Annotated in this window: 21 protein-coding genes and 1 pseudogene; 7 read left to right on the top strand and 15 right to left on the bottom strand. The window is 55.7% G+C overall.

What is annotated here, in order from left to right; translation table 11 throughout:
* Positions 1-414: 414 nt before the first annotated feature.
* Together AC066S_RS34950 and AC066S_RS34945 are read right to left on the bottom strand one after the other, a co-directional pair.
* Positions 415-1932, bottom strand: coding sequence for a hypothetical protein (locus AC066S_RS34950; protein WP_478271774.1), 1518 nt, complete (start codon positions 1930-1932; stop codon positions 415-417).
* A gap of 158 nt (positions 1933-2090) precedes the next feature.
* Positions 2091-2813: a class I SAM-dependent methyltransferase gene (locus AC066S_RS34945; protein WP_478271773.1), complete on the bottom strand. Its 723-nt coding sequence runs from the start codon at positions 2811-2813 to the stop codon at positions 2091-2093.
* A gap of 191 nt (positions 2814-3004) precedes the next feature.
* On the opposite strand from AC066S_RS34945, the gene AC066S_RS34940 reads away from it, so the two are divergent.
* The 7 genes and pseudogenes from AC066S_RS34940 to AC066S_RS34910 all read left to right on the top strand — a co-directional run bounded on the left by AC066S_RS34940 (position 3005) and on the right by AC066S_RS34910 (position 11055).
* Positions 3005-3841, top strand: a complete 837-nt coding sequence (locus AC066S_RS34940; protein ID WP_478271772.1) for an FkbM family methyltransferase — start codon at positions 3005-3007, stop codon at positions 3839-3841.
* 197 nt (positions 3842-4038) lie between these two features.
* The gene (locus AC066S_RS34935) at positions 4039-5478 is read left to right on the top strand and encodes a glycosyltransferase (protein ID WP_478271771.1); all 1440 of its coding nucleotides are present in this window, start codon (positions 4039-4041) and stop codon (positions 5476-5478) included.
* Positions 5479-6337: 859 nt separating this feature from the next.
* On the top strand, positions 6338-6523 hold the full coding sequence (locus AC066S_RS34930; protein ID WP_478271770.1) for a hypothetical protein: 186 nt from the start codon (positions 6338-6340) through the stop codon (positions 6521-6523).
* Positions 6524-7022: 499 nt separating this feature from the next.
* Positions 7023-7627 (top strand): annotated as a pseudogene (locus tag AC066S_RS34925) (IS3 family transposase); the annotation flags it as partial.
* Between the two features lie 172 nt (positions 7628-7799).
* On the top strand, positions 7800-8885 hold the full coding sequence (gene gmd, locus AC066S_RS34920) for a GDP-mannose 4,6-dehydratase (RefSeq protein WP_478271769.1): 1086 nt from the start codon (positions 7800-7802) through the stop codon (positions 8883-8885).
* Positions 8866-9834: a GDP-L-fucose synthase gene (gene fcl, locus AC066S_RS34915; RefSeq protein ID WP_478271768.1), complete on the top strand. Its 969-nt coding sequence runs from the start codon at positions 8866-8868 to the stop codon at positions 9832-9834. The genes gmd and fcl overlap by 20 nt, the downstream gene beginning before the upstream one ends.
* On the top strand, positions 9835-11055 hold the full coding sequence (locus tag AC066S_RS34910) for a glycosyltransferase family 4 protein (RefSeq protein ID WP_478271767.1): 1221 nt from the start codon (positions 9835-9837) through the stop codon (positions 11053-11055).
* Between the two features lie 95 nt (positions 11056-11150).
* Here the strand turns inward: AC066S_RS34910 and AC066S_RS34905 are convergent, their stop codons facing one another.
* The 13 genes from AC066S_RS34905 to AC066S_RS34845 all read right to left on the bottom strand — a co-directional run bounded on the left by AC066S_RS34905 (position 11151) and on the right by AC066S_RS34845 (position 24414).
* Positions 11151-12110 carry a glycosyltransferase family 4 protein gene (locus AC066S_RS34905; protein WP_478271766.1) on the bottom strand — a complete coding sequence of 320 codons (960 nt, stop codon included), beginning with the start codon at positions 12108-12110 and terminating at the stop codon, positions 11151-11153.
* 230 nt (positions 12111-12340) lie between these two features.
* Positions 12341-13270, bottom strand: a complete 930-nt coding sequence (locus AC066S_RS34900) for an NAD-dependent epimerase/dehydratase family protein (protein ID WP_478271765.1) — start codon at positions 13268-13270, stop codon at positions 12341-12343.
* Positions 13271-13297: 27 nt separating this feature from the next.
* Positions 13298-14395 carry a DegT/DnrJ/EryC1/StrS family aminotransferase gene (locus tag AC066S_RS34895; protein WP_478271764.1) on the bottom strand — a complete coding sequence of 366 codons (1098 nt, stop codon included), beginning with the start codon at positions 14393-14395 and terminating at the stop codon, positions 13298-13300.
* 9 nt (positions 14396-14404) lie between these two features.
* Positions 14405-14842 (bottom strand): acyltransferase, encoded by a 438-nt coding sequence (locus AC066S_RS34890; RefSeq protein ID WP_478271776.1) that lies wholly within the window; start codon positions 14840-14842, stop codon positions 14405-14407.
* Between the two features lie 29 nt (positions 14843-14871).
* Entirely contained in the window at positions 14872-15933 is a 1062-nt protein-coding gene (locus AC066S_RS34885; RefSeq protein WP_478271763.1) for a Gfo/Idh/MocA family protein, read from the bottom strand.
* 650 nt (positions 15934-16583) lie between these two features.
* A complete protein-coding gene (locus AC066S_RS34880) occupies positions 16584-17426 on the bottom strand; it encodes a class I SAM-dependent methyltransferase (protein ID WP_478271762.1) in 843 nt (280 codons plus the stop codon).
* A gap of 25 nt (positions 17427-17451) precedes the next feature.
* A complete protein-coding gene (locus AC066S_RS34875) occupies positions 17452-18519 on the bottom strand; it encodes a glycosyltransferase family protein (protein WP_478271761.1) in 1068 nt (355 codons plus the stop codon).
* 2 nt (positions 18520-18521) lie between these two features.
* Positions 18522-19070 carry an acyltransferase gene (locus AC066S_RS34870; RefSeq protein WP_478271775.1) on the bottom strand — a complete coding sequence of 183 codons (549 nt, stop codon included), beginning with the start codon at positions 19068-19070 and terminating at the stop codon, positions 18522-18524.
* A gap of 38 nt (positions 19071-19108) precedes the next feature.
* A complete protein-coding gene (locus tag AC066S_RS34865) occupies positions 19109-20482 on the bottom strand; it encodes a hypothetical protein (RefSeq protein ID WP_478271760.1) in 1374 nt (457 codons plus the stop codon).
* On the bottom strand, positions 20479-21609 hold the full coding sequence (locus tag AC066S_RS34860) for an N-acetyl sugar amidotransferase (RefSeq protein WP_478271759.1): 1131 nt from the start codon (positions 21607-21609) through the stop codon (positions 20479-20481). Before AC066S_RS34860 ends, AC066S_RS34865 begins: the two co-directional genes overlap by 4 nt.
* Positions 21609-22379: a HisA/HisF-related TIM barrel protein gene (locus AC066S_RS34855; protein ID WP_478271758.1), complete on the bottom strand. Its 771-nt coding sequence runs from the start codon at positions 22377-22379 to the stop codon at positions 21609-21611. The genes AC066S_RS34860 and AC066S_RS34855 overlap by 1 nt, the downstream gene beginning before the upstream one ends.
* A complete protein-coding gene (gene hisH, locus AC066S_RS34850) occupies positions 22376-22993 on the bottom strand; it encodes an imidazole glycerol phosphate synthase subunit HisH (protein WP_478271757.1) in 618 nt (205 codons plus the stop codon). The genes AC066S_RS34855 and hisH overlap by 4 nt, the downstream gene beginning before the upstream one ends.
* Complete coding sequence (locus tag AC066S_RS34845; RefSeq protein ID WP_478271756.1) at positions 22990-24414, bottom strand: oligosaccharide flippase family protein; 1425 nt, start codon at positions 24412-24414, stop codon at positions 22990-22992. Before AC066S_RS34845 ends, hisH begins: the two co-directional genes overlap by 4 nt.
* Between the last annotated feature and the right edge of the window lie 49 nt (positions 24415-24463).

The following is a 24463-nucleotide window of genomic DNA, read 5'->3' as shown; positions in this document are numbered from 1 at the left end:
TGGAAGCTCCTGCGCCAAACCGACAAGCCCGCCAGTCAGCAGGCCGCTTGACCTTCACCCAACCGATCATAGAGCTCGCTCTGCCCGCGCGCATGCGTCAATCTGGCGGTCTTCATCGTATGCGTACAGCGCCGTCGCCAGTCTGTCTCCAGCAACGTCAAGCCATTCGACTGGGGCACTGCGCCTATCCCTGTCCATAAGGACAGTACTCAACAACACGCCGCATTCGGCAAGGCGGCCTTCACCGAGCCGGATACTCATCATCAACCGAGCGAAAATGTGATCGCTCGCAAGCAGCCAGTTGCCGGAAATATGGGAAGGGATCGGCTTAGGTAAAGCGGCACGGGCGATGAGTGCTTGCGCGACAGTACCCAGGCGCTACAAAAAATTCGAGCACGAAAAATTATTGCGAAGTCAGTCGGTTTGACGCGGCAGATTTATGTCACTGCATGAATGATTGATCAAGGCCACCCGAATTTGTCCAACCCTGCATATGTCATCCACTGGCCTCTTAAACGGCAGCTGGTCCGCAAACAGTGGGTATGAGCTCACAACTGCTATGCATGCGTCAACCGGTATCACGCTATTTACGTCACGCATGTCGCCGGGAATGAAGACGGCCCTGTTGAAATAATCGTAGTTAAACAAGACACGACCAAACGAGAGGCGAATTGCATCATCGTAGAACGCCACCTGATCATCGTTTCTATTGGCGTACAGAAAGCCGAAGATAATCGGATACTCAAATATTCCGACGCTGTAGCTCGGCAACACATAGCAAGTTGAGCGCAAAGCTATAAGCGGCTTCTCAACCGTCGCCTCAGCCTCCTTCAGGGCATTTGCATCAGAGTAAAATTGATAGGTAGTCCAAACCCGCCCAGCGACAAGATGAATGATAACAACTCCAATGCAAATGGAAGAAAAGCGAACATAAGAGCAAATCTTGCGCTCTATCCGCGAATAAGTGAGCGCCACCCCCAACATGAATGGCGCAATGCTGATAGCTGGAACTAAATAATATGCATAATACTGTTTGGTAACTATCGCAATTGAAGCGAATAACACCAACACCATTGCAAAGACCGTGCGACCGATCAAACTTCCCTCAACTGACCCGAGGGGGCGCCTCAAAATGAGTAATGAGATAGCAGCAGTAAGGAGATCGACCCAGTAATCCCGTCCTATCCTTGAAAGAGCTAAGAACGCAGCTCCGTAGTCAATAAATCCAGGCTCTCCACTCCCATAAGCCCCCTTGGCGTGCGCAATGCTGTCGATATAGCCTGTAAATATTTGCAGCTCCTTCCAAGCGGGAAACAGCGCCAAAATCAATGATATGCTCGTAGCAGCCAGGTACGTAACTTGGGGGCTCGCGCGGAATCCTGCTGCGACAGGATAGATCAGGATAAACGGCAGAAAGAGGATCTTTGTGGCCAATCCGATGGCCGCAAGAACTCCTGCAACGATACTCAATCGCATCGAGGCGAAGTTTTTCAAAGCGGCGCAAAATGTAACGGCGACGAGAAGTGACGCAATGCCGACCAAAAAGGGCTCGGGCATCAAACGTGCACCGAAAGTCACGGCTTGAGCTGAAGAGAATAGCCCTGCTTGGAGAACCAATCCTAGCGGAACCGACCCGCTTGCCCGCGCAACCATGATTCCCGCAATAAGACTGCAGGAGCTCGTAAAGAGAGCCACAGAGAAGCGTGCGATTAGCATCAGCGAATCGAAATGAAGCAACGCGTTCGCACCGAATGAACCGGGATAAAGAAGCTTGCTCGCCCCTCCGATCACTGCGCCGCCAAACACAATGAGACTCACGCCTGGATGGAAGAGAAACCGAATGCTAATGCCCGCATCGAGATTGATTGCAGCAAAATAGTACGCGGCGTCAGGATCAATGAAGGGCCCAAACGACCCGCCCAGCCAAATCAATCCGACTGCTTGTACGCTAAGAAAGACAGTCGGAAGGCTTATTAGAATAAGCCAGCAGCGCATTCCCAACCGAAGAGTCTGCCTCGAGGTAGTCAACGGCGCTCACCTTTGACGTTTCCAACGCGGAGTCTTTGGGCGAAATGAGTAACGAACAACCTTCATCTCGTTTTTTCAACTACGATCAGGACACGGAAGCCAAAAAGCCGCCCGAGCCAAGGCTCCAGACGACGTTCCAATCCAAGCGTCCATTTCGCGACTGGTTCGCTGATTAGCGACCAAGATTTGAACCCACCACTTAGGGGATATGCGGCGAGCGAAAACCAACAAATTCGCGCTATTCGTAGTGTAGGAAAGGCGTCGTGGAATTGCGCGCGATATCGAGTCACCAAAAGAGTAGGAATCGCCTGGTTGGCATCGTAGGGGTCGCGTCTAGGGTCAGGCACGCCAATGGCCAAAGGATCATGTTTCATCCTGACCGGCTCCTGATGAAACAATCGCAAGAACAAAGTGCTTCCTAAGGTGACCGCAGGCTCCGCCATCACGATCCTTCCACCAACCCTCAGCACTCTGTCGGCCTCGCGGAAGAACAGTGACGGAAACTCCAAATGATGTAAGACATCGAGCATGACGAGATTATCGAACGTGGCTTCGGCGAACGGCAGTCGCTGGGCATCCGCAACGGCATCCAGCCACGGCGCAAACTGAACATCCGTAGAAATCACATCGGCAAGCTTTTCCTTCAGATTGCCAATCCCTCCCCCAATCTCCAGCGTATTGCCCGGCCCGGTCGACGCTGCGATTCGATCAAAAAAATCGCCATAAACCAGTCTCAGACTGGGCTTGCGCTTCCATACCGCTTGATAGTCTTTGAGTAACTCCATATGCTATAGTCACCGCCCTCGTGATTACTTGCTGCCGACTCTTGCTTCCGGCCACCAACATGTGATCAAGCTAGTTGTGTCTGGCCAAGCGATAAGTTTAAGATGAGTCGAGCGAGACTGCAATTGACGTGTGTCCCAATGGTCACCCGCCAATGCCAACTGTTTGACTGACCCACACGTTTCCGCTGAAGATGAAAACAGCCGACAAAATACGTTTGGCACGCGCTGCCTACAAGTTTGTCCGATTCGGCTTGCGATTGGTCGGCAAGGACGATCGTGCGAGCGTAGTCCGCGGGCAAGTTAGGTTCGATCTTGAACTTTCCGAAGGCATAGACTTTGCGATTTTCATCGGCGCGTTCGAACGCGCCACGCAACGAGCACTTATCCAGCTCGTCAAATCCTCAAGTACTGTGCTGGATATTGGAGCCAACGTGGGAGCGCATACGCTTCTTCTCGCAAAGCTGGTGGGTGAGAAAGGGAGAGTATTGGCTTTCGAACCCACTGACTTCGCCTACGGTAAGCTCCGTCACAATCTCGCACTCAACCCGGAGCTTGCGGCGCGCGTGAGAACCTTCCAATGTTTTCTAACGAGAGAAAACAACGTCGCTGTTCCGTCGACAATCTATTCGAGTTGGCCGCTAGTTGCGAGAGGTGAAACTCACGCAAAGCACCTGGGGAGAGAGATGCCAACGACATCGGCCTCATCGCGCAGCCTGGACAGCGTTCTAGTGGAAGCCGGCGTGAAGAAGGTGGATCTTGTCAAGCTGGATGTCGATGGATATGAGTGTGACGTACTTCGGGGGGCATCGACGTTATTGACGAAGATGCGTCCGATCTTCGTGATGGAGTTGGCGCCTTACGTGTTGCAGGAACGTGGAGCTTCACTCGAGGAACTGATGTCAATCTTCATTGGATGTGGGTATCAGTTTTTTGATGAACGCACCGGTCAAGCTCTACCGTCAACCGCAGCTCAACTGCGGAACCTCATCGGCGATGGCGAAAGCAAGAACGTGATCGCTAGAATCTGAGCTTTGAGGGCGCCGACATATTGATCATGTTATCTAATCCAGGCGCAGTTGCGCGCCAAGCAGCGGATTCCAGGCTACAATATCAAGCTAACGCGCAGATGGCTTTGAAGTGACTGGCAGAAGCATACGATCATAATCGATTCATCCGAATGGACATTTGAAGGATCGTTGTCCACTGGCCAAGGTATGGTTTTGGTATGCCCAGCACTGCTATTTCTTCAAGGAAGGCGTCTATCCATAAATTCTCGGAGCGGTACGCCGGTTCACGCGACCACTGGCGGAGCAAAGCGAGCTTTTTCCATCGGGAAGACCAGATCTATTTGCGATTTCTGATTCCGCCGGCGTCAAGGGTCCTCGAGATCGGTTGTGGGACAGGTGATACGTTGGCCAGCCTCGAACCGTCATACGGCGTGGGCGTGGACTTCAGCGAAGCGATGATCGCCAAAGCAAAAGAGCGGCATCCTGCACTGACTTTCCAATTGGGCGATGCTGAAGACCTGGAGACCATAGATGCCATCGAAGGCCCCTTCGACTTCATTTTAATTCTCGACACGATAGGTTCGTTTGACGATTGCCAAGAAAGCATCTTTCATCTTCATAAATTGTGCTCGCGTGAAACGCGGCTTGTTATCGGCTACTTTTCCCATCTCTGGTGGCCAATCCTTCGGATGGCCGAAATAGTTGGATTGCGGATGCCGTATCCCGAACAGAACGTGCTCTCTCCAGCCGACGTTCGCAGTTTTGCGAGGCTTGCAGACTTCGAGCCCGTCAGGTCAGAACAGCGGGTGCTCTCGCCATTGGCGTTGCTTGGAGTGGGACGCCTCATTAATCGGTTCATAAGCATCCTGCCAGGCATCCGTGCACTGGCGTTACGGCATTTTCTGGTGTGTCGATCGACGCACGTGCATGATCCTGAACTGAAATCCGTGACGGTTGTTGTGCCAGCACGCAATGAGCGCGGGAATATAGAGCCCGCTGTGCGGCGAATCGGGGATTTCTGCAGCGATATTGAGATCTTGTTCGTGGAAGGGCACAGTAAGGACGGAACCTTCGCGGAAATGGAGCGTGTGAGGTCGGCCTATCCAGAGCGAGATATCAAGATTATGTCTCAGCCGGGCAAGGGAAAGGCGGATGCGGTCTTTAGTGCGTTTGATGTCGCACGCGGAGATGTCCTTATGATCTTGGATGCCGACCTGACGATGCCGCCGGAGCAGTTGCCCAAATTCTGGGATGCGATCCGGTCGGGCAAAGGCGAGTTCATCAATGGGTCGCGGCTGGTGTATCGCATGGACGATGGTGCCATGAAATTTCTGAACCTAATTGCAAATAGGCTATTTTCCTATTTGTTTTCGTGGATTCTCAATCAGCGCTACACAGACACACTTTGTGGAACCAAAGTCCTCCGGCGAACTGACTACCTGCGGCTGAAGGCAGGCAAATCCTATTTTGGGGACTTCGATCCGTTCGGCGACTTCGATTTGATCTTTGGTGCTTCTAGGCTCAATTTGAAATCGATCGACTTACCGATTCGATACACTGCACGCAGTTATGGCGAAACGCAGATTTCGCGATTCACGCACGGCTGGATGTTGTTGAAGATGGTGGCGTTCGCTTTTCTTAGAATCAAAGCTCAATAGGCGGCCCGCCAAGTACGCTGCCGACCGAAGCCGCCGCCGTTCGGATCAATACGTCTTGCAGCCTCCGACGTACCAGTGGCTCGCGCGCTTGAGTCACGGGACGGCGCGATCGATGATCGCGACCGGCAAATGATCTCGCTTCTTTCCCGCGAAACGAGGGGTTCTAGACCTAATCGTCCGGTAGCAAGATTCCAAGCTCGTTCCGCCAAGAACGATTGTCGTTCGCTTTAAGTGTCCTGACATCATTCTTGCATCTTTTCGATGCCATCACAGAGTGCGACCTTGGGGAAAATCTCGCCATCACGTGCAACGCAAATATTCCGCTTGCTATTTCGATACTGGAATGACGGCAAGCGGCATATGCCAAATTGAATAACCAGCTCTCCTTGATGTGGAGGGCGCAACGATGCGATAGAAGCCTTCCATCGGCGCCCTTGCGGGCTTTGTTTCGCGCTCGAAGTCAAATGCCGAGTTCGCCTGCGTGATGCCTTCTGAATGAAGATCCCCCCGAATCCAGAGTAGCGTCGATGAAAGGACGCAAGCAGCTCTCGACACTAGTCTTGTTAGAAGATTCGAAAACAACCAACTGCAGAGGGAACAATGCTGCAAAGGCGGTTTACTAAGGACGAGGCGCTTTAGCAGGACGGAGCTTTGCATTCGATCACCATGGAACATAAAAAGCCACAAGCACGAAAAGAGTGATGGCTATGACTGCCCATACGACCGCCTCGAACGATCGCAGCAGCAAAGAAATGGTTTCACGAGAAAATTTCTCCAATCAGTCTCCTCTCTCCTGCAAGCTCGATCCGACTCTGATACATACTTATCTTCACGAGGAACAGCTATCGAATGGGCCGTTATGCGCTGGGTGAACCTGCGAACGATCCTGCTCTTAATGATCGTCGTCAATATTGTTGCCATCGGAGCCGGCGAGATTCAAAGGCGAGCGCTGATGAAATCGCTGTATGGAGCGCAGGTCGATTATACAAAAACACTCGACAAGCGAATTGACCGACTTAATGACGAGCTAAGCGACAAGATCTAAGTTGGAAGTTCTGGCGAGGCGATAGCGATTTCCAGAGATAGCCTAATGAAGCACTAGCGCGAGTTCAAAGGATCCAAACCGATCTCGAGCGCGCAAATGCGCAACTAGTAGAGTTCCAAGGAAATGCGAAGTCGTCGCAAACGATGGCGCGCGAACAACGAGAGCAATTACCCGAAATCGTGGCCAGACTGAATCATCTTGAGCTGCTAGTTCAGCAGGTCTTGGCGCAATTATCAGACCTCCGCCTTAGGATCGGCCACGGAGATGCGGGGCCCTCTCGCTGAAATGACAGAAGCTTACGCATGCGCCAAGGTCTTCGAGCAGCCCCACCGCCGGCGGGTGGTACGCTCAAGAGTGCCAGATCGTAACGACTGCCTAAGCATTCGTCGCGTTACAGATTTGAAGACCCTTTTGGAGCCGAACGGCTGTAAACGATATACAGGGTGCTTTCGTCTTCTTCGTTACCATCGGCGGGGATTGCGCGAGACTACACCATGTTCGGATCGAACGGCTGATGCGTCGGCATGGCATTCGGGCGATCATAGCGCCACCCCGTCGGGTCCGCACCACCGACAGCCGTCACAATCTGCCGATCGCGCCGAACCTGATCGCGCGCGACCTTGCCGCCGCACCCTCAAACCGGGTCTAGCTTGCCGATATCACTTACATCCCGACCGCGGAGGGCTGGCTGTACCTGGCGGCTGTCACGGACCTGATCGTCAGTTGGGCAATGCGCCATCACATGCGGGTCGAACTCGTCTTCTCCGCGCTATCGATGGCGATCCGCCAACAGCGGCCGGGCGCCGGATCGAACCATCATTCCGATCGCGGCGTGCAGTACGCTTCACACGAATATCGCGCGGCACTCGCCGCCACCGGCATCACCGCATCAATGAGCCGCAAGGCTGACTGCTACGGCAATGCCCCGATGGAGAGCTTCTTCCACACCCTCGAGACCGAACTCGTTCATCATCGCCAGTACCAAACCGTGCCGAGGCCCAGCGCGACATCTTCGCCTTCATTGAGGGCTTTTACAATCAAACTGGACTCCATTCTGCCATCGGATATATCCCTCCGATCGAGATGGAGCTAAAAGCCGCTTAAACCCGTCCACTTTTTCGGAGGAAGATCAATTCCACGCCATCCGGGAGCGCATTCCCGACCCGATCCATTCGTTAGCGTACATTCTGTTCGGTGGATTTTTGCTAGCCGCTGGGCTATCCAAGGAGGATGGTGACCGACACCACCGGTCTGAACCCGGGCGGAGACACATAGTATGACAAAGAATGTTAGAGAGAGGCGGGTCGCTCTGATCACCGGAATTACGGGGCAGGACGGCGCTTATCTGGCCGAGTACCTGCTGTCGCTCGGCTATACCGTGCATGGCATCAAGCGGCGTTCGTCCTCGTTCAACACCGCGCGCGTTGATCATCTCTATCAGGATCCGCATGTCGGCAACGTGCCGTTCCAAATGCATTACGGCGACATGACGGATTCGACCAATCTGATCCGCCTGGTGCAGCAGATCCGGCCGACCGAGATCTATAATCTCGCCGCTCAGAGCCACGTCGCAGTCAGCTTCGAGAGCCCGGAATACACCGCCAATGCCGACGCGATCGGCGTGCTGCGGCTGCTGGAAGCGATCCGCATCCTCGGCATGGAGAAAGAGACGCGATTCTACCAGGCCTCTACGTCCGAGCTCTACGGCCTAGTGCAGGAGATTCCGCAGAAGGAGACGACACCGTTTTATCCGCGCTCACCTTACGGCGTGGCAAAGCTCTACGGCTACTGGATCACGGTGAACTACCGCGAAGCCTACGGCATGTTCGCAAGCAACGGCATCCTGTTCAACCATGAGAGCCCGATCCGCGGCGAGACCTTTGTCACCCGCAAGATCACCCGCGGCGTCGCCCGCATCGAAGTCGGTTTGGACAGCACACTCTATCTTGGCAATCTCGAAGCCAAGCGCGACTGGGGTCATGCGAAGGACTACGTCGAGGGCATGCACATGATTCTGCAGGCGGACAAGCCCGACGATTTCGTGCTCGCCACCGGCGAGACGCGTTCGGTGCGCGAGATGGTCGAGCTGTCGTTTGCGCATGTCGGCCGACACATCGAATGGCGAGGCAAGGGCGTCGACGAAATCGGCATTGATGCAAAGAGCGGCAATACGGTCGTGAAGATCGACCCGACCTATTTCCGGCCGACCGAGGTTGACCTCCTGATTGGCGATGCCAGCAAGGCGCGTCAGGTCCTTGGCTGGAAGCCGAAGCGGACCTTTGCCCAACTCGTCGAGGAGATGATGGCGAGCGATCTGGCGGAAGCAAAACGGGATGTGGCCCATGGCAAGCCGGTCGTTTGAACTGAAGGGCAAGAGCGTCTATGTCGCCGGCCATCGCGGCATGGTCGGCAGCGCGCTGGTACGCCGGCTGGCGCGAGAAGACGTCAAACTCGTCACCGTGGACCGGCGCGAGGTCGATCTCTGCAACCAGGCGGTCGTGTTCGACTGGTTTGCGAAGGTCCGGCCGCAGGTCGTGTTTCTCGCCGCGGCAAAAGTCGGCGGCATTGTCGCTAACAACTCGCTGCGCGCCGAGTTCATCTACGACAACATCGCGATTGCGGCCAACGTGATCCACGCTGCGCATCAGAGCGGTGCCGAGAAGCTGATGTTTCTGGGCTCCTCCTGCATATATCCGAAGCTGGCGCCTCAGCCGCTCCGCGAGGAGTCCATACTAACCGGCCCGCTGGAGACGACCAACGAGCCCTACGCGATTGCCAAGATTGCCGGCATCAAGATGGCGGAGGCTTATCGCAGCCAGTACGGCAGCGACTTCATCAGCGTAATGCCAACTAACCTTTACGGCCCCAGCGACAATTATCATCCCGAACTGAGCCACGTGGTCGCTGCCCTGATTCGGCGCTTTCATGAGGCGAAGGTCGCGAGCGCGCAGAACGTCATGGTCTGGGGCACCGGGACGCCGAGGCGTGAGTTCCTCTATGTTGACGACATGGCGGATGCGTGCATGCACCTGATGAAGACCTATTCTGGTGCGGAGCTGATCAACATTGGGACCGGCGAGGATATCGCCATCGCCGAATTTGCGCGTCTCGTGGCTGAAGTCGTCGGTTACCGCGGCGAGATCCGTTTCGACACTTCGCGTCCCGATGGCACGCCACGCAAGCTGCTCGATGTAAGTCGTCTCGAAAAGCTCGGTTGGCGCGCCACCACCTCGCTGGAGGATGGAATTCGGCGCGCCTACTGGGCGTACCTAACGGAGCACGACAACACGCGTTCAGAGCCGCAGAATTGAGTGACGAAGATCAATCTACGCATGGACAAGCCCACAACACTGATCATCGCAGCACAATTCTATCCGCCAGATAAGAGCACGACAGCCGTCTACGTCGGCAGGATCGCCGACGCCCTTGCGGAGGATCACCAGGTGGTCGTCGTTTCCGCAACGCCCGGTTCAAGCGGCGCGAACCTTTCCGGCAAAGCGGTCGTCATCGAAGTCGACACCTGGAATCCGCCAAAGTCCGCGCTAGTACGACGCGCCGTAGCCATCTGTCTGCTCGCGGCCCGGATGTTCTTTTCCGTTCTTGGGCGAGCAAGGCCGGGCGATCTTGTCTTCTGCGTCACGACACCCTTCACTCTACCCTATTCTGTACTCTTGGCAGCGAAGCTGAGAGGCGCAGCCACGATGCTGCTTATCTACGATCTCTATCCTGAGGCACTTGAGGCGGCCGGCATGGTGCAGTCCAACTCGCTTGCGGTCCGTCTGATTCGCTTTGCCAACACGCTTATGTTTAAGCGCCTGGACGCCATCGTCGTCATTGGACGGGATGTCCCTCCGCTCATCCAGAAGTATCGAGGCGTCGATGCGGGCAAGCTTCACTACATTCCCAACTGGACGCTAGTTCCGATCGGATACCGGGAGTTCGATCGCGACAGTCGATTCCGCGCGCCTGATGGGTCGCGGTTCATCGTTGGCCTTTCGGGCAATCTCGGCTTCACCCACGATCCTGCGACAGTCTTCGAGGCGGCCAGGCTGCTGCGAGACGATAAGAATATCCATTTCCTCCTCTCGGGATGGGGTGTTGGCTGGAAGGACCTGAACGATCTGTTCGCGAAGGACACACTCGAGAACGTCACAATCCTGAAGCCTGTCGCCGAGGATGAGCTCGTCGAGTTCCTGTCAGCCGCTGATCTCTGGATCATACCCTATCGTCGCAACGTCGCTGGCGTTTCCATACCGAGTCGCCTCTACAGCATCCTCGCCGTTGGCCGGCCAGTCATTATAGCCTCTGAAGTAAGTTCGGAGGCAGCTCTGGTGCTCAACGAAGAGGCAATCGGATGGGTCGTTCCGCCGGAAGATCCGGCCGAACTTGCCCGCATCATCCGCGAAGCCGCTAGAAACCGCCAGGCCACGATTGACAAGGGCATACGGGCAGCCGCTGTTGCCGAGAAATATAACGAAGATGTCGCGCTCGCCCGCTATCGCTCGGTCGTCGGTAGTATCAGGAAAGCTTGAACTGATCGAGCGGCGCGTCGCAAGACCGCAATGCGGCTTTCAGATCTTGCACGACAGGCGAGCGTATCGATCAGCCGGTCAGGGTGGAAAGCTCCTTACCAGTCCGTCTTGACACGCCGCGATGGTAATGAGCCGGCTGCTGCGGCGCGCTTGATAGCATCCGCGAAATCTTCGGCGAACTTGGCAACACGCCCCTCGACGGAGGATCCCAACTGCCTTGCATGAAAGGGCTCGTCTCTCGAAGCAGCTTCGGCAAGACATCCGGCGAGAGCCGCGGCATCGTCGACGCTGAAGTAGACAGCCGAGTCACCAGTCTGTTCGCGGTGCACGTCCAAGTCCGATACGATCATGGGTACGTCAAACGACTTCGCTTCTTCCACGGTCGTACTCCAGCCTTCAAACCGTGACGGGTTGATCAGTGCCCGGCATGCCCGGAGCAGCGCGTAGACGTGCGCGAGCGGAATCATCCCCAGGTAACGAAAGCTTTCCCTAAGCCCGCGCTCCTCAACCTGTCGCATGATGCTGTTGAAGGATTTGGGCGGTTCGTCGGGACCACCTGATACCGCGACTACAATCTTTATACCCCGCTCAGCCAAAATCGCTAGTGCATCGATCACCAATTGGTGGTTCTTGTGCCGCCAGAACTGGTTCGGCAGATAGAAGTATCGCTCAGGTAAGTCATAAAGGCTGATAATCTCGCGAGGATCCGCTGCAAGAAGATCGTTAGTAGGGTAACTAGCGAACCTGACGACCGAGATGTGATTTGTCGCGCCCGGATAAAAGCGCCTGCAGTCCTTCAATGCACTTTCGCTGCTCAGAATGATCGCTCGTCCAGCGGCAAGCTGTGCACGAAACCCGAGCTCACGACGCCAACGGGCCGTCATGGAAAACAGGTGAGGCAGGCTCTTGTGCTGCAAATCCGGAAACCAGGCGACGGTCGGCCGTGAAAGGCGCCAACCGAAAAACCGAGCATGCTCGAACACGACGTCAACTCTCTCCGCATCAAAAGCAGCAGCGGCGGCGTGGTCTATTCCGGAAACGAGCGCACTGATCAACCCGGAATGGTCGCGCTCGAACGCCTTATGCTTTACGACTTCGACACCTGGAATCCGCCGAAAACTAGCCAGATCTTGGTCATCGTCCGAAAGGCCAGCAAATGTTACTAGCTCGAGTTCGCCGGGACGATACCTGTGGAGAGCCGCAAATAGGTTTCGGAGGTAGTTGAACCCCCCTGCATGCAACCTGCGGGGAATGAATGTGAAGCCGACGCGGAGGGGCGGCCGAGTCAAAGGAATTGCTCCTTGAACCAGGTGACGTAGTCGGTAATGCCCGTCCGAACGGCAATTTCCCATTCAAAGGATAGCGCGTTGAGCCGACTGGAATCTGCAACCAGGGATAGAGGATCCCCCGGCCGTGCTACACCTGAAAACTCCACCGGAATATTCAAGCCCCAGCCATGCAAGACGTATCGAGCGATATCGACAACGGACGTAGCAATGCCCGAGCCTCCATTGATGATTTCTACTGCTTGATCCGGCGGACTGCACCCAACGTGCGCTAGCAACCTCGCCACGTCACGGACCTCTGTCCAATCGCGCAGTTCTCTCCCGGTACCTCCGAGTGTCAACGCACCAACGCCGTCGCGCAAGCGCATACAAATATCCCAAAGCAACTGCTTGCGCAAATTGGAACCGTAGACCGAAAAGAGACGCACGACTGTGCTTTGCAAGCCGAACGTGGTTGCGTAGCTACGACTGAGCTGCTCGATTATTAGTTTATGATGTCCATAGGGAGATACGGGTTCGGTCGTTGCGCTTTCAGAAATGCGCTCCACATGAGCGGCGCCGTAAACCGCCGCACTAGACACGACCACCAGGTGACACTCCGGCGCAGTTGTACGCAGCCACTCCAGAAGACGAGCCGCGGTTGATACCGTGCGCGAAAAATCCTCGTAGGGCTGCGCGATGGACACTCCAACGGAAGATCCGCCGGCCAAATGGAACACAACGTTTGGTAACCCCGCTCTCGCTGCCAACGCGTTGAGGTTGGCAGGCTCGATCTCACCGTTCAGCCAATTGCGCATTCCGAGATAGTGCCTCTCGGGCTCCTCGAGCGCGCCATGGCCAACGCCATGTACAGCGAGTCCTCGCTGGGCCAGCTCGCGCGCCAGATATCTTCCAATAAAGCCATTGGCACCGGTGATCCAAATGGTCATGGTTATGTCTCACCCATGGCATGCCAACTAGAAGGAGCGAATGCAATCGATAACGATTTCCTGCTGTTCCCTCGTCATCTCGGCATACATTGGAAGTGAGAGAATACTGTTTTGATCACGGTACGCATTCGGAAACTGATGCGCGCTATGACCGAACCGCTTGTAGGCCTCAAGAAACGGCAGCGCGGTCGGATAGTTGATCGCAGTTTGCACCCCGTTGGAACTGAGATGAGCGGCTAGCGCGTCGCGTCGCGGGTGACGGATCGTGTAGAGATGATAGACGTGGCTGCGGCCGGGGGCGACCGGCGGCACCTTTACATCTTCTATCTGATTGAGGCAGGCGTCGTAGATAGCGGCCGCACGTTGTCGCGCCTGGGTCCAAGCAGCGAGATGCGGCAGCTTCGCGGAAAGAATAGCTGCCTGCATCCCATCGAGCCGGCTGTTGATGCCCTCAATGTTATGCTGATGTTTCATGAGGCCGCCGTGGCGCGCCAACATAGTCATGCGCTCTGCAAGTTCAGCATCGTTGGTGACGACGGCGCCAGCATCGCCCATAGCGCCGAGATTCTTGCCGGGATAGAACGAGTACGTCGCAGCCGCGCCGAAAGTTCCGACCATTCGGTCCTTGTAGCACGCCAGATGCGCCTGGGCGCAGTCCTCGACGACCCAGAGGCCATGCTTGCGCGCGATCGCCATGATCGCGTCCATGTCTGCGGGCTGACCGTAGAGATGCACCGGAATGATTCCGACGGTCCGCGGCGTGATCGCGGCTTCGATTGCCGCCGGGTCGATCGTGAAGGTCTCGCCGTCGGTGTCGCAGAACACGACTTGCGCGCCAGCATGCGTAATCATCGCCGATGTTGATATCCAGGAGTGCGCGGTCGTGATGACCTCATCACCCGGCTTGACCTTGAGCCCCGCCATCGCGAGGTATAGTGCATCTGTGCCGTTCGCACAGGATACGCAGTGCTTGACGCTCGCCGCTGCCGCAAACTCCCTCTCGAAGGCATCGACATAGGGCCCCCGGATAAAAGCGCTATCGCGGATAACCGCAACGATAGCGCCATCAATCTCATCCTTGATCGACTCGTACTGAAGCCCGAGATCCGCGTAAGGTACCGGCATGGCTAACCTCTAGTTCTTGCCCTTGAGGAGACGGGCAGGATTTCCCGCATAGCTCCCGGCCCTGGTGATGTCCTTCGTGACGACCGAACCCGCCCCGATTACGACATCATCGGCGATGGTTACGGGCATAATGGTGGCGTTTGAACCGATCGATACCCGATTTCCGATCTTCGTCGCGCGCCACAATTCCCGGCGCCCGCGCGCCGGCCCGCCAGTCGAGAAGGTATCGTTGATGAACATCACGCCATGGCCGATGAAGCAATCCTCCCCGATCGATACGAGCTCGCAAACAAAAGCATGCGACTGCACTCGGGTCCGCGCGCCGATCATGGCGCCGGTTTGGATTTCGGTGAAGGGCCCGACGAAGCAGTCATCCGCGATCTCGCAGCCGTAGAGATTGCAGGGCTCGACCAATTTGATGCGCTCACCGAATTTGACGTCGCGCATGCCGACCTTGTGCACTTGCGGCTTGCCGCTCACGAGAGCACCCCGAGCCGGCTTCGTCGAGGCTCAAAGCGAAGCGCAACCTCCTGCCCGGTCTCGATCGACTCGTACAGGGCCGAGATCAGTTCGAGGCTCTTGCGGCCTTGCAGGCCGTCGACCAGCGCGGCGCGCTGATGCAATAAGCAATCCACGACGTGCTGATAATAGGCCTGATGGCCAAATCCATAAACATTGGGCGGATTGACCGAGAACTTCTCGACGACAACCTTATCGCTTGGCAGCGCATCAACGAAATTCCAGTGCCTGATCTGATTGACCGCGAAGCCCGCGATCTCCACAGTGCCTTTCTCTCCGAGGATAGAGAGGGACCCCTCAAGGTCCTTTGGACGAACCGCTGTTGTCGCCTCGATAATCCCCAGCGCACCGTTGCGAAACTTGAGGGTCGCGACAGCAGTGTCTTCAGTTTCGACCTTCACCAGAGCCGTCGTTGACCGGGCATGAACGCTCACCACGTCACCGAAAAACCACTCCAGCATGTCGATGTGATGGCTGGCTTGATTCGTGAGCACGCCGCCGTCATATGCCCAGGTGCCACGCCAAGCGTCCTGATCGTAATAAGCCTGGTCCCGACACCATCGCACCCGCACGGTGCCGAGGACGAGTTGGCCGAACCTACCGGCGTCCAGCGCCTCACGCGCTTTCACGACCGGGACGTTGAATCGGTTCTGCTTCACGACAAACAGCTTAACGCCGGCCTCGTCGCAGGCGCGGATCATGTCGTCGGCGTCCTGCAACCGAAGCGCCATCGGTTTCTCAACGACGACGTGCTTGCTGGCGCGCGCACAGGCGATGGCGTGCTCGGCATGCATGCCGCTCGGCGTCAGGACCGCGACGGCATCCATGTCGGCTTGCGCGAGAAACTCGTTCAAATCGTCGTAGGCCGGAACTGCAAATTTCGCAGCAACAGCATCGGCGCGAGTTTTGATCGAATCGCAGACCGCAACGAGCCGCGCGCCCTCGATTTGGCCACTCCCCAACAACTCCGAGTGACGCTTGGCGATACGCCCGCATCCGAGCAGGCCAAACCTGATCATTCAGCGATCCTTTCCTTTGCGCCCGGTGGTCGGACCTACGATCGTCTATATTCGAGATACCCCTTTTAGATCAAGTCCTAGGCGTGAAAAGCTGATCCATGTCGCTCCGCGCATTCCGTCAACCCGACCAAATGAATCGGAGCTCAAACTTAGTTTGCCGGACGGCCATTCCAGGATTACTAAATCAGGCTGTGGGCCAAATCATTTTTGTATGTCAAAGGAGCAAATTGATCTCGGAGAGCGGCGGAGTCGCGCTCCTCTGAGCAGCCGTCGCTCAGCCAGAGCGCTCGGACATCGTCAGCCTCCCAAGCTCCAACGACAAGTGCAGGGGGAGAGAGCCATGGGATCCGACAGGACTCATGAAAGCTCGACTGCCACCACACGGACGAGCCTGAGTAGCCATTGGCATTGGCAGTTCGACGCCCCGCATGGTAGCGGCGCTCATGTGCCTGCTATGTCCGTCGGCAATAGCATCGCACTTTGAGATCGGTGGGATTCATGAACTTTTTCCCGACCCCAACAGCTCGTTTGACAGCATAGGCCTTTCCACAGCATTCTCAAGAAGGGATTGGCTCAACAGCGCCGGGCCGCAAACCTCACAGATCCTCGACAGCGCCCATCCTCCAAGGAGGACGAACAAGATTGAGCGCCTACTTATAGGCGACAAACGTATACAGTCGACCGGGTCGATTATCGAAACGGCTAGCAACCGATAAAGTCGCTTCAATCAACATTCGTGGAGTCACAGCCCGCAAGAGTGGGGCAATAGGAAGCTTGCGCGAGCATTTTGTGATGACCTCTTCGCGAATTCGATCGATCGTATAGGGGTAGAGATTGATGGGATTCTTGAGCGGCAAAAGCACCTCAATAGAACGGAATTTTGCTTGTCTTAGCGCGGCCAGATATCGATCTAACCGAAACGCATGTTCTCCCCCATATAGATGGTGCAATGGATGCAGCGCAAGAAACCTAGGCAGGTCCGCATCCTTGGTGATCACGTGTTCTCTTGCAGCTATCAGCAAGCCATCTGGCTTGAGCACCCGATACATCTCGCTGCAAGCGTTCTCAAGGTCACGAGTGTGGTGAAGGACGGCGCGCGCAAACACCACATCAAAAGTTGCGTCGGTGAAGGGTAGGTGCTCCGAAAATTGTTCCACGACTTCGATGCCGAGCCGGCTTTCCGCCGCGAGATTGCGGATAGCGCCAGCCCCAACAATTGCGCTCGGATCAGGCTCGAGCGCAGTGACTTCGAATCCATCGCGAGCCAAGGCATAGCTCGCTATCCCCCGCCCCGCGCCAACATCCAGCGCCCTGCCCGACCTGCCGGACAGGAGGCGTGATATCTCTTGCCACTCGGAAGAATAGAAGTACCGCTCGGCTGCTGCGATGAGCGGATCGTCATAGAAGGCGTCTAAGACGAGCTGCTGTTGCTCCGGTTGTTTGCGGAGCCAGCACACGGCGTCTTCCCAGGTACCTTTTACTGCAGCATTCATGAGCGCGAGCCCGTAGCCAATTTCACTAGACTAGTTCCTGGAAGCGATCCCATTGTCTTGTCTTGCTGTACAGACTCTTCACCATGGCGTGTCCGGCCTCCGCGATCGACAATGCCCAAGATGGATCGGACAGCAGTCGATGAACCAGCGCTGGAATCTCTTCGGGGGCTGAATAGGTCACCATCGTTTCTCCATCCACGAACCCTTCCGGGTAGTTGCCGGCGTCCGTCAGCAGGACTGAACCGCAACCAGTTGCTTCAAAACAGCGCATATTTCCACGGTCGGCTCCCGCCATATCAACCGCCCCGTTCAGGACGATCCTCGCGCTCGCGAATGCCGAGTACATTTCTCGCCCGTAGAGAGGTCTCTTAGCCCGCACTGCGACTTGACGTGGGTACGCGAACTTGCTCAGGAAAGGAACAAACGGCAACGCATTCGCAATACGCGTCAGTCGGCCCTGCTCGAGATGGAAGCGCGACTTAACGCCCTGGAGGTTAGCCGCCACATTCAATATCGCCGACCTCCCGATGTGATGGCGCGAAAAACCTCCAGCGAATATCAAATCCAGCGATTTGATCGTCTCACCCGCATATTCGCTCATCGAAGGATCGTATGCAGGCGCGAAATACGCGACTCGACATCCCCTCCGCTCCCAATCCTTCAGGATCGAGGGAAAATTGCAGACGACAAGGTCGTATTCGCTTAAGTCTACATTGCCTGAGGGTGCCGCACGCCAGCATATCGCTTGTCTGACACACCCCGGCATTTTCTTTACGAAATCGGACCCATATAGCATGGGATCGAGATTGTAGAAGACCTCGGCATTGTGGTGCTCGATCTGAGCAAGAAGTATCTTCGTCAAATCGCTCGTTTGGAAACCTTGCTCTCGCGCCCAAGCTGTCTGCAATCGCTCATCATCGCCGTTTGTATAGAACGCACGTGCATCGCCCTCCAGAACCGGAGACAGAATATGCAAGGCAGCGAACCGAGTGCGCAGGAACTCAAGAATCTGTTGGCGGAACGGATCACGGTTCGGCTTGGAACGGTAGCTTCGGAATCCGCGCGAGAGACCGTTGTTTTGGAAAATCCTCATTGCTAAAGTTCGGCCTTGTCACCGTTACTCAGCATACGAATCACCCGGGCCGGATTTCCCGCAACGAGAGCATAGGGCGGAACATCTCGCGTAACAACGGAACACGCGGCAACAACAGCACCTTCCCCGATCGTCACTCCCTTCAATATTGTGACATTGAATCCCACCCACGCCCTATCGGCGATTGCCACTGGCGCGCTGGGTACGTGAGACCAGTCTTTTCGATTGCGCGACCATTCGCGCACGTCGTTCCGACGCAGATCCCATTCAAGGCTGTGCGAATCGTGGTCAACGATTGTTGCGCCCCAAGAAACGAGCACGTCATTTCCAATGGAAATCTGCCGAAAGCAAATCACGGTGGATGAGCCAACATATGTCCGATCGCCGATTAGAACGTCGCCCCCCCGGTTTTCAAAAATGATGTTCGCGTGGACAATCGAGTCTTCGCCAATCCTAAGTCGATTGCCATGAACACGACGAAGCCGGCGCCAAACTAACGAGGTTCCGTTTCCGACCGAAACCGCGCCTGACCTCCAGGCCTTCCATCCCATCAAGACATCAAGAAAGCGTATGGGCAATCCAGTCGGCATTAGCTGCCCGTCCCACTTTCCAAGACAAAAGGCGCAGCCTCGGCCCGCTCGCCACGTTCCTCGCGCCTCAAGCGTTTGCTAATTCCAAGCAAGAGGGCGACAATCAACGGCAATCCCAATCCGCCGGACAGAATCGAAGTTGGAAGCGCTGAGATCATTAAGTTGTAGATCCCAATGAACGCAGCGGCCAGAGCCGCCACCGCTACCGCAGTCTTTCCCTCCCTGAGAAAGAACGCATCTATAACGCGGCAGATCCCACCCGCGATCATACTGTATATGACCACGCCCGCATAGGAAAAGTCGACCCATGCATCTGCAATAAACATAGCAGTCGTATGCGTCCCTTCGGCCGACCGCCAAAGCCTCGCTACGACGTCGTAAGATGGGGTCCAACTCCAGTTCAACAGCGTGGCGACCCATCGGATGTTGGCTCCCCACATGTGATGAAGCTTCCAAGGGAACGCTCCAAAGTACTCCAGCAGCGCCGCGTTTGAATAATCGAACGCTCGATAATAGAAGAACCCAAGCGCTTCCGTCGCATTCATACCCGGAATTGCCAGCTGAAATATCGGAACAAAAATCAATATGGTTACCGCGAGGCCTCCGACTGCAATGCGCCAGTTCAGATTGTTTCGAAACAATAGATAACCTACGAATCCGAGCTGAAGAAGAAACAAGGCGGTAGGAGCCTTATTGAGCGTCTCGAGCTTTGCCAAGAGGGTCATCATAGCGAGCAAAGCGGTCGCCGTTAGCAGAAGCCACCATCGCTGCGTCCATCCTGCGAGAGCTCCCCAGACTATCATCATCGGCGCGATGGAAGCCGCGATACAATTGTAAAGGTAGCTTTGGCTTCCACCGTACTGCTGGCGGTAAGCGATCTTAGCAAATTCGTCCCCTGGCACGGAGAGATATCCCGACAGGATCTGAAGGTGACCCTCTCGGTACGATGTCCATCCCATGAAAATCGCGAGCGCGAGGACAATGCTGAACAGCGCCAACGACCTCTGTGATGATGACGTCAGTGACTGTTCGTTCCACGTCCCAAGATTTACCCGCATCTTCGAGACCGAGCTAGCCATCAACACGTTTAAAAGCTCCATTCCTGCAATTACAGAAATGAACATCAGCGCGATGGAAAGATTCAGATCAATGACCACCCGGTCGAAATCAACCGAATTGGAAATCAGGTAATCGACCGCCGAGATCGGCCTGCGGAACAGCATGTAGGCGATATAAGCTGGACCGTATACCAAAAATAGGAAGCAGATCAAAATCGAAGACGCAGTTATACGAGGCTCCAATCGGTACAACAGATAGAGCGCTGCGCCATAAATTGCTAAAGCGGCCACGACGTAAGCTAATGAGATAATCATGAGAACCTCGGAACCAGTCTTCGCAAAGCGTGGTTCAGCCTGTAGAGCGCGGCGTTGTTTGAATAGTGCTCGTGTGGAATGGCTGGCAAAGCCATCAGGCGTTCCAGCTCCGAGAGTTCAATTCCGAGCTTCTTTGCGACGAACCGCTTATCTCTCATCGCCTGCGCTTCGGATATCAAAGGAATACTTAGCTCTTGCATGGCACGGTCACGGGTGATTTGTCCCGCAACTATTAGGGCTGAATAATGCAGCCTACGCTTATCGAAAGAGTAGCGAGCCGGCAGATAGATCTCTTGATAGAATTTCGTAAATCGACTTTCGTGATGCTTGCTGCCGTAATCCAAGAAGCCGTAAGTTTGTATCAACAAGCGCTTGGCAGCCTCTTTATCGTAGGGCAGATAGTTGAGCGGCTTCACTATTTGCACCTGCCTTCGGAATTTCACTAGCCAAAGATACTGAAGCGAACTCATGACTGGAAAAGTTCGCAACGGAATTGCGCCATGTGTGCGATGGATCGCCCTCAGATTGCGTGCATCCATCGCTGGATAACCACCTGCAGGGATGTGGATGCTCTCGCTGCTAAAGTTAACTCCGCTAAAGAAATACTTTTGGCCGTACTTTTTGGCCAACCTGTAGAGGGTGGAAAAGAATGCATGATCTTGGGGCGCATCTTGATTGATAACCGAGGCACGGAGATACGCCAGCTGGAGATCGCGCATTTCCTCCCACTCGATCACCTCGGTATGCAAATCAATGCCTAAGCTCCTCACCAGCAATTCGATATTTCGAACAGCGGCTTGTGTGTTCCAGCCGCCATCTACATGCACCGCTAAGAGGCGAAGACCATATTCCCTTGTCAGCAGATGCGCCACATAAGCGCTGTCCACCCCACCGCTCAGCCCTATGATGGCATCATACGGCCTATTCTTCATCTCGTTTCGAACGTTGTCGATGATCGCGCTTAAGCGCGCTTGCCCCTCGTCGTTTGGCCACCATTCGTGAGGCTTGCGTGTGAGGGCGTCACGACAGCAGTTGCACTGTCCGTTGCTGTCGAAGGTGATTCCCGGATTGGTGTTATCCATCACGCAGTATGAACACACTTGATAACTTCGGTTGTTCTGCCGCATCAAACGCCCCTTTCAAGACCTGCATGCAGACGCTGTATCTCGCTGCCTGAAGGATAGGTGATAAGGACGGCTCGAAGGCGACCAACAAAAACGAAAGCGCTTCCAGAAGCTACAGCGCTGGCGCCTGCCGCCAGTCCTTCCGCCAGATGCTGCAGTTCACCGGCGCCTCCGAGCGCAACACACGGCACCTCGACGGCGCGTGAGACTTGGGAGATTAGGGTCAGGTCATAGCCGCCGCGCTCTCCGTCGCGATCCACATTTTGCAGCAAGATTTCACCAGCACCAGAAGCTTCAGCTGCCTTTGCATAGGTGGCAGGATCGAGATCGGTAACGACACGACGACGGTCCAGTGCGACTCGCCACGCGCCGTTCGCACGCGTGCAGTCGACACAGACCGTCACAGCTTGGGATCCAAAATCATTGGCAAGCGCCCTGATCGCGCTCGTGTCCGCTCCCGCACGACCAAGGACCACTTTTTCAACGCCCGCCGCGAATATAGGCGTCGCATCCGCGACAGACGTCACACCGCCACCGTAACTCAGCGGCATGAAGCACTCTCCCGCGAGCTCGCGAATGAAACCAACGTCCGGCCGCCTGTTCTCAACCGTTGCGTTGATATCGAGCAAGCAGATCTCATCTACCTCCTTTTCATTGAAGATGCGAATGACATTGAAGGGATCGCCGACATAGACCGGTTCACCAAAACGGCGCGTCTTCACAAGGCGACGGCGGCTATCAAGCAACAGAACCGGAATGACGCGGGGTCTCATACTGCGGATCTCTCGACGAAATTGCTGAGCAGCTTCATGCCAAACCGGTGGCTCTTCTCTGGATGGAACTGAACTCCATAAATATTATCGCGCTGCACAGAGCAAACAACAGGCTGATCAAACTGATAGGTCGCAGCAACATCGCCGGCATAGTCACATTCCATGCGATAGCTGTGGGTAAAGTAGAAGCGAAGCTCGCCGCCACCGTCGAATAATCTCGCGCGCGGCGCGGCTTCGATATCCGCCCATCCCATGAACGGCACCTTGAGCTTGAGTGCAGGGTCGGGCCGCATTCGGACAGTATTGGCAGGGATCCAGCCGAGTCCTTTGGTAGCTCCCTCTTCGCTGCCGCGGCCGAGCAGCTGCATGCCGAGACAAACCCCCAGCAATGGGATTCTTTGCCCAAAAGCAGCCTTCTCGAGTGCCGGGATGAGATTTGAATCGCGCAGCCGCCGCATGGCTGCATCGAACGCACCGACTCCGGGCAACAGCAGGTGACTAGCTTCAAGAATAGCCGAGGCCTGATTAGCGATTCGCGCCTCGTATCCGATAAACTCGAATATATTGACGAGAGCACCAGGATTTCCGACGCCGTAGTCAACGATAGTGATCATCGCAGATCCCTCTTAGCTCTCAATAAGGCAATGGCTGTGATGCCCCCCCCCAACGTGGCGCCCGAGACAATCACTGCCGCTGGTGCAAGCAGCTGCCCGAGTATGGTAAGCATGACATAGACCATCGCTCCAAGAACTCCGGCAATAGCAATCGATCTCAGCAATCCTGAACGGGACCAGCCCGCGGCACCATAGCAAACCCAGAGAAACGCGAGGTAGCTCAAGGTCAGCATCGTGCTTTGCAAGGCGACGGCTTCGATCAACGATCGCCCCGAAGCCAACATCGCCCAAAGAGAACCGACAGAGCTGATTGATGCAACGGCCTCGAGCCTCAGATTGAGATCCTGACGACCAATGGAATCGAGCAGTCGATCCATCCAATTCGTCATCATGAAGAGAGACGCAGGCGTCACGAGCATTGCGGAAAGCCACCCTGCGCCCTGCCATCGAGATCCGAGAACGAGCATGAAGAGCTCGTCTCCTCCAAACACGAGCAGGGCAATCCATGGACTGCTCACGATGAGCAGCCATCGTATGATCCGGTCGACCGCCTCACCTAGAGAGGCAAGTCCTTCCGTCGCTGCGCGGTGAAAGAACACGGGTCTCAAAGACGCACTGGTGAATGCGGACGGAAGATGCGTCAATCTCCAAGCTTGGCTGTAGAGACCAACAAGCGAAGCCGTGCTGAATGCTGCGACTATGAAAATAGGCGCTCGCTCGCGTAGTAAGGAAAGGACCGTGAAGGGCAGCGAGAACTGCGGGAAGCGCCTGTTGCGGATCAAGGCAGCCATCATGCCACTGACATCCATCGAAAAGGCCGGCCGCTCAGCGGAGCGTTGAACGCTATGAACATAGAACAGCGTAGCAGCTGCCTGCCCAACAACACTTCCAACGACCAGCCACACGCCATCGCCGCTAATGCCTCCTCCAAGCTGGACGAGATTAGCTGTGATCGCATTCAGCACAACGCCCGTCGAGATTCGAGCAAACGCCCCCTCCCTCATCAACCAGGCCTGGAGTACGACTGCGAGCCCCACGAGCGACAACCAGCCCCAACCCAAGGCTACAGGCGTCGGCCCGATTCCGAACTGTTGAATGGACTTCATGAATATGCCAATGACGGCGCCCAGCACTAGCGACATAACACAAACGACACCTATCGTGGCCAGGAAGAGACGACTCGCGGCCACGGAATCTCGCTCGATCACTAGAGCCACGTCAAAGCGAAACGAGAGCAGCGAGCCCACGATTATCGCCACGGCTTGGATTGCGGCCCAGACGCCGAAATCAGACGGCGAATAGAGCCGAAACAAAATAGGAACAAGCGCGATGGAGAAAGCCTGCGACGCGAGTGGACCAAATCCCGACGCGATGAGGGACTGCGCCAGTCGAGGATTAGTCAAACGTGCGAACCAGACCAATGGCCGCAACAGAAGGCAGCGCGAGAACTTCTCTTTGCTTCAGCCCGCC

Source organism: Bradyrhizobium sp. CFUWI (assembly GCF_056429085.1).
Note: the sequence above shows the minus strand (reverse complement) of the source record. Positions and strands in the feature narration are given on the sequence as shown.

Bases quoted from the DNA above. Each gene is read 5' to 3' on its own strand.
- AC066S_RS34885 (WP_478271763.1), bottom strand. From the start codon at position 15,933: ATGATCAGGTTTGGCCTGCTCGGATGCGGGCGTATCGCCAAGCGTCAC.
- gmd (WP_478271769.1), top strand. From the start codon at position 7,800: ATGACAAAGAATGTTAGAGAGAGGCGGGTCGCTCTGATCACCGGAATT.
- AC066S_RS34855 (WP_478271758.1), bottom strand. From the start codon at position 22,379: ATGAGACCCCGCGTCATTCCGGTTCTGTTGCTTGATAGCCGCCGTCGC.
- AC066S_RS34860 (WP_478271759.1), bottom strand. From the start codon at position 21,609: ATGCGGCAGAACAACCGAAGTTATCAAGTGTGTTCATACTGCGTGATG.
- AC066S_RS34890 (WP_478271776.1), bottom strand. From the start codon at position 14,842: ATGCGCGACGTCAAATTCGGTGAGCGCATCAAATTGGTCGAGCCCTGC.
- AC066S_RS34930 (WP_478271770.1), top strand. From the start codon at position 6,338: ATGCGCTGGGTGAACCTGCGAACGATCCTGCTCTTAATGATCGTCGTC.
- AC066S_RS34900 (WP_478271765.1), bottom strand. From the start codon at position 13,270: ATGACCATTTGGATCACCGGTGCCAATGGCTTTATTGGAAGATATCTG.
- AC066S_RS34945 (WP_478271773.1), bottom strand. From the start codon at position 2,813: ATGGAGTTACTCAAAGACTATCAAGCGGTATGGAAGCGCAAGCCCAGT.
- AC066S_RS34875 (WP_478271761.1), bottom strand. From the start codon at position 18,519: ATGAGGATTTTCCAAAACAACGGTCTCTCGCGCGGATTCCGAAGCTAC.
- AC066S_RS34940 (WP_478271772.1), top strand. From the start codon at position 3,005: ATGAAAACAGCCGACAAAATACGTTTGGCACGCGCTGCCTACAAGTTT.
- AC066S_RS34865 (WP_478271760.1), bottom strand. From the start codon at position 20,482: ATGATTATCTCATTAGCTTACGTCGTGGCCGCTTTAGCAATTTATGGC.
- hisH (WP_478271757.1), bottom strand. From the start codon at position 22,993: ATGATCACTATCGTTGACTACGGCGTCGGAAATCCTGGTGCTCTCGTC.
- fcl (WP_478271768.1), top strand. From the start codon at position 8,866: ATGGCAAGCCGGTCGTTTGAACTGAAGGGCAAGAGCGTCTATGTCGCC.
- AC066S_RS34935 (WP_478271771.1), top strand. From the start codon at position 4,039: ATGCCCAGCACTGCTATTTCTTCAAGGAAGGCGTCTATCCATAAATTC.
- AC066S_RS34870 (WP_478271775.1), bottom strand. From the start codon at position 19,070: ATGGGATGGAAGGCCTGGAGGTCAGGCGCGGTTTCGGTCGGAAACGGA.
- AC066S_RS34880 (WP_478271762.1), bottom strand. From the start codon at position 17,426: ATGAATGCTGCAGTAAAAGGTACCTGGGAAGACGCCGTGTGCTGGCTC.
- AC066S_RS34895 (WP_478271764.1), bottom strand. From the start codon at position 14,395: ATGCCGGTACCTTACGCGGATCTCGGGCTTCAGTACGAGTCGATCAAG.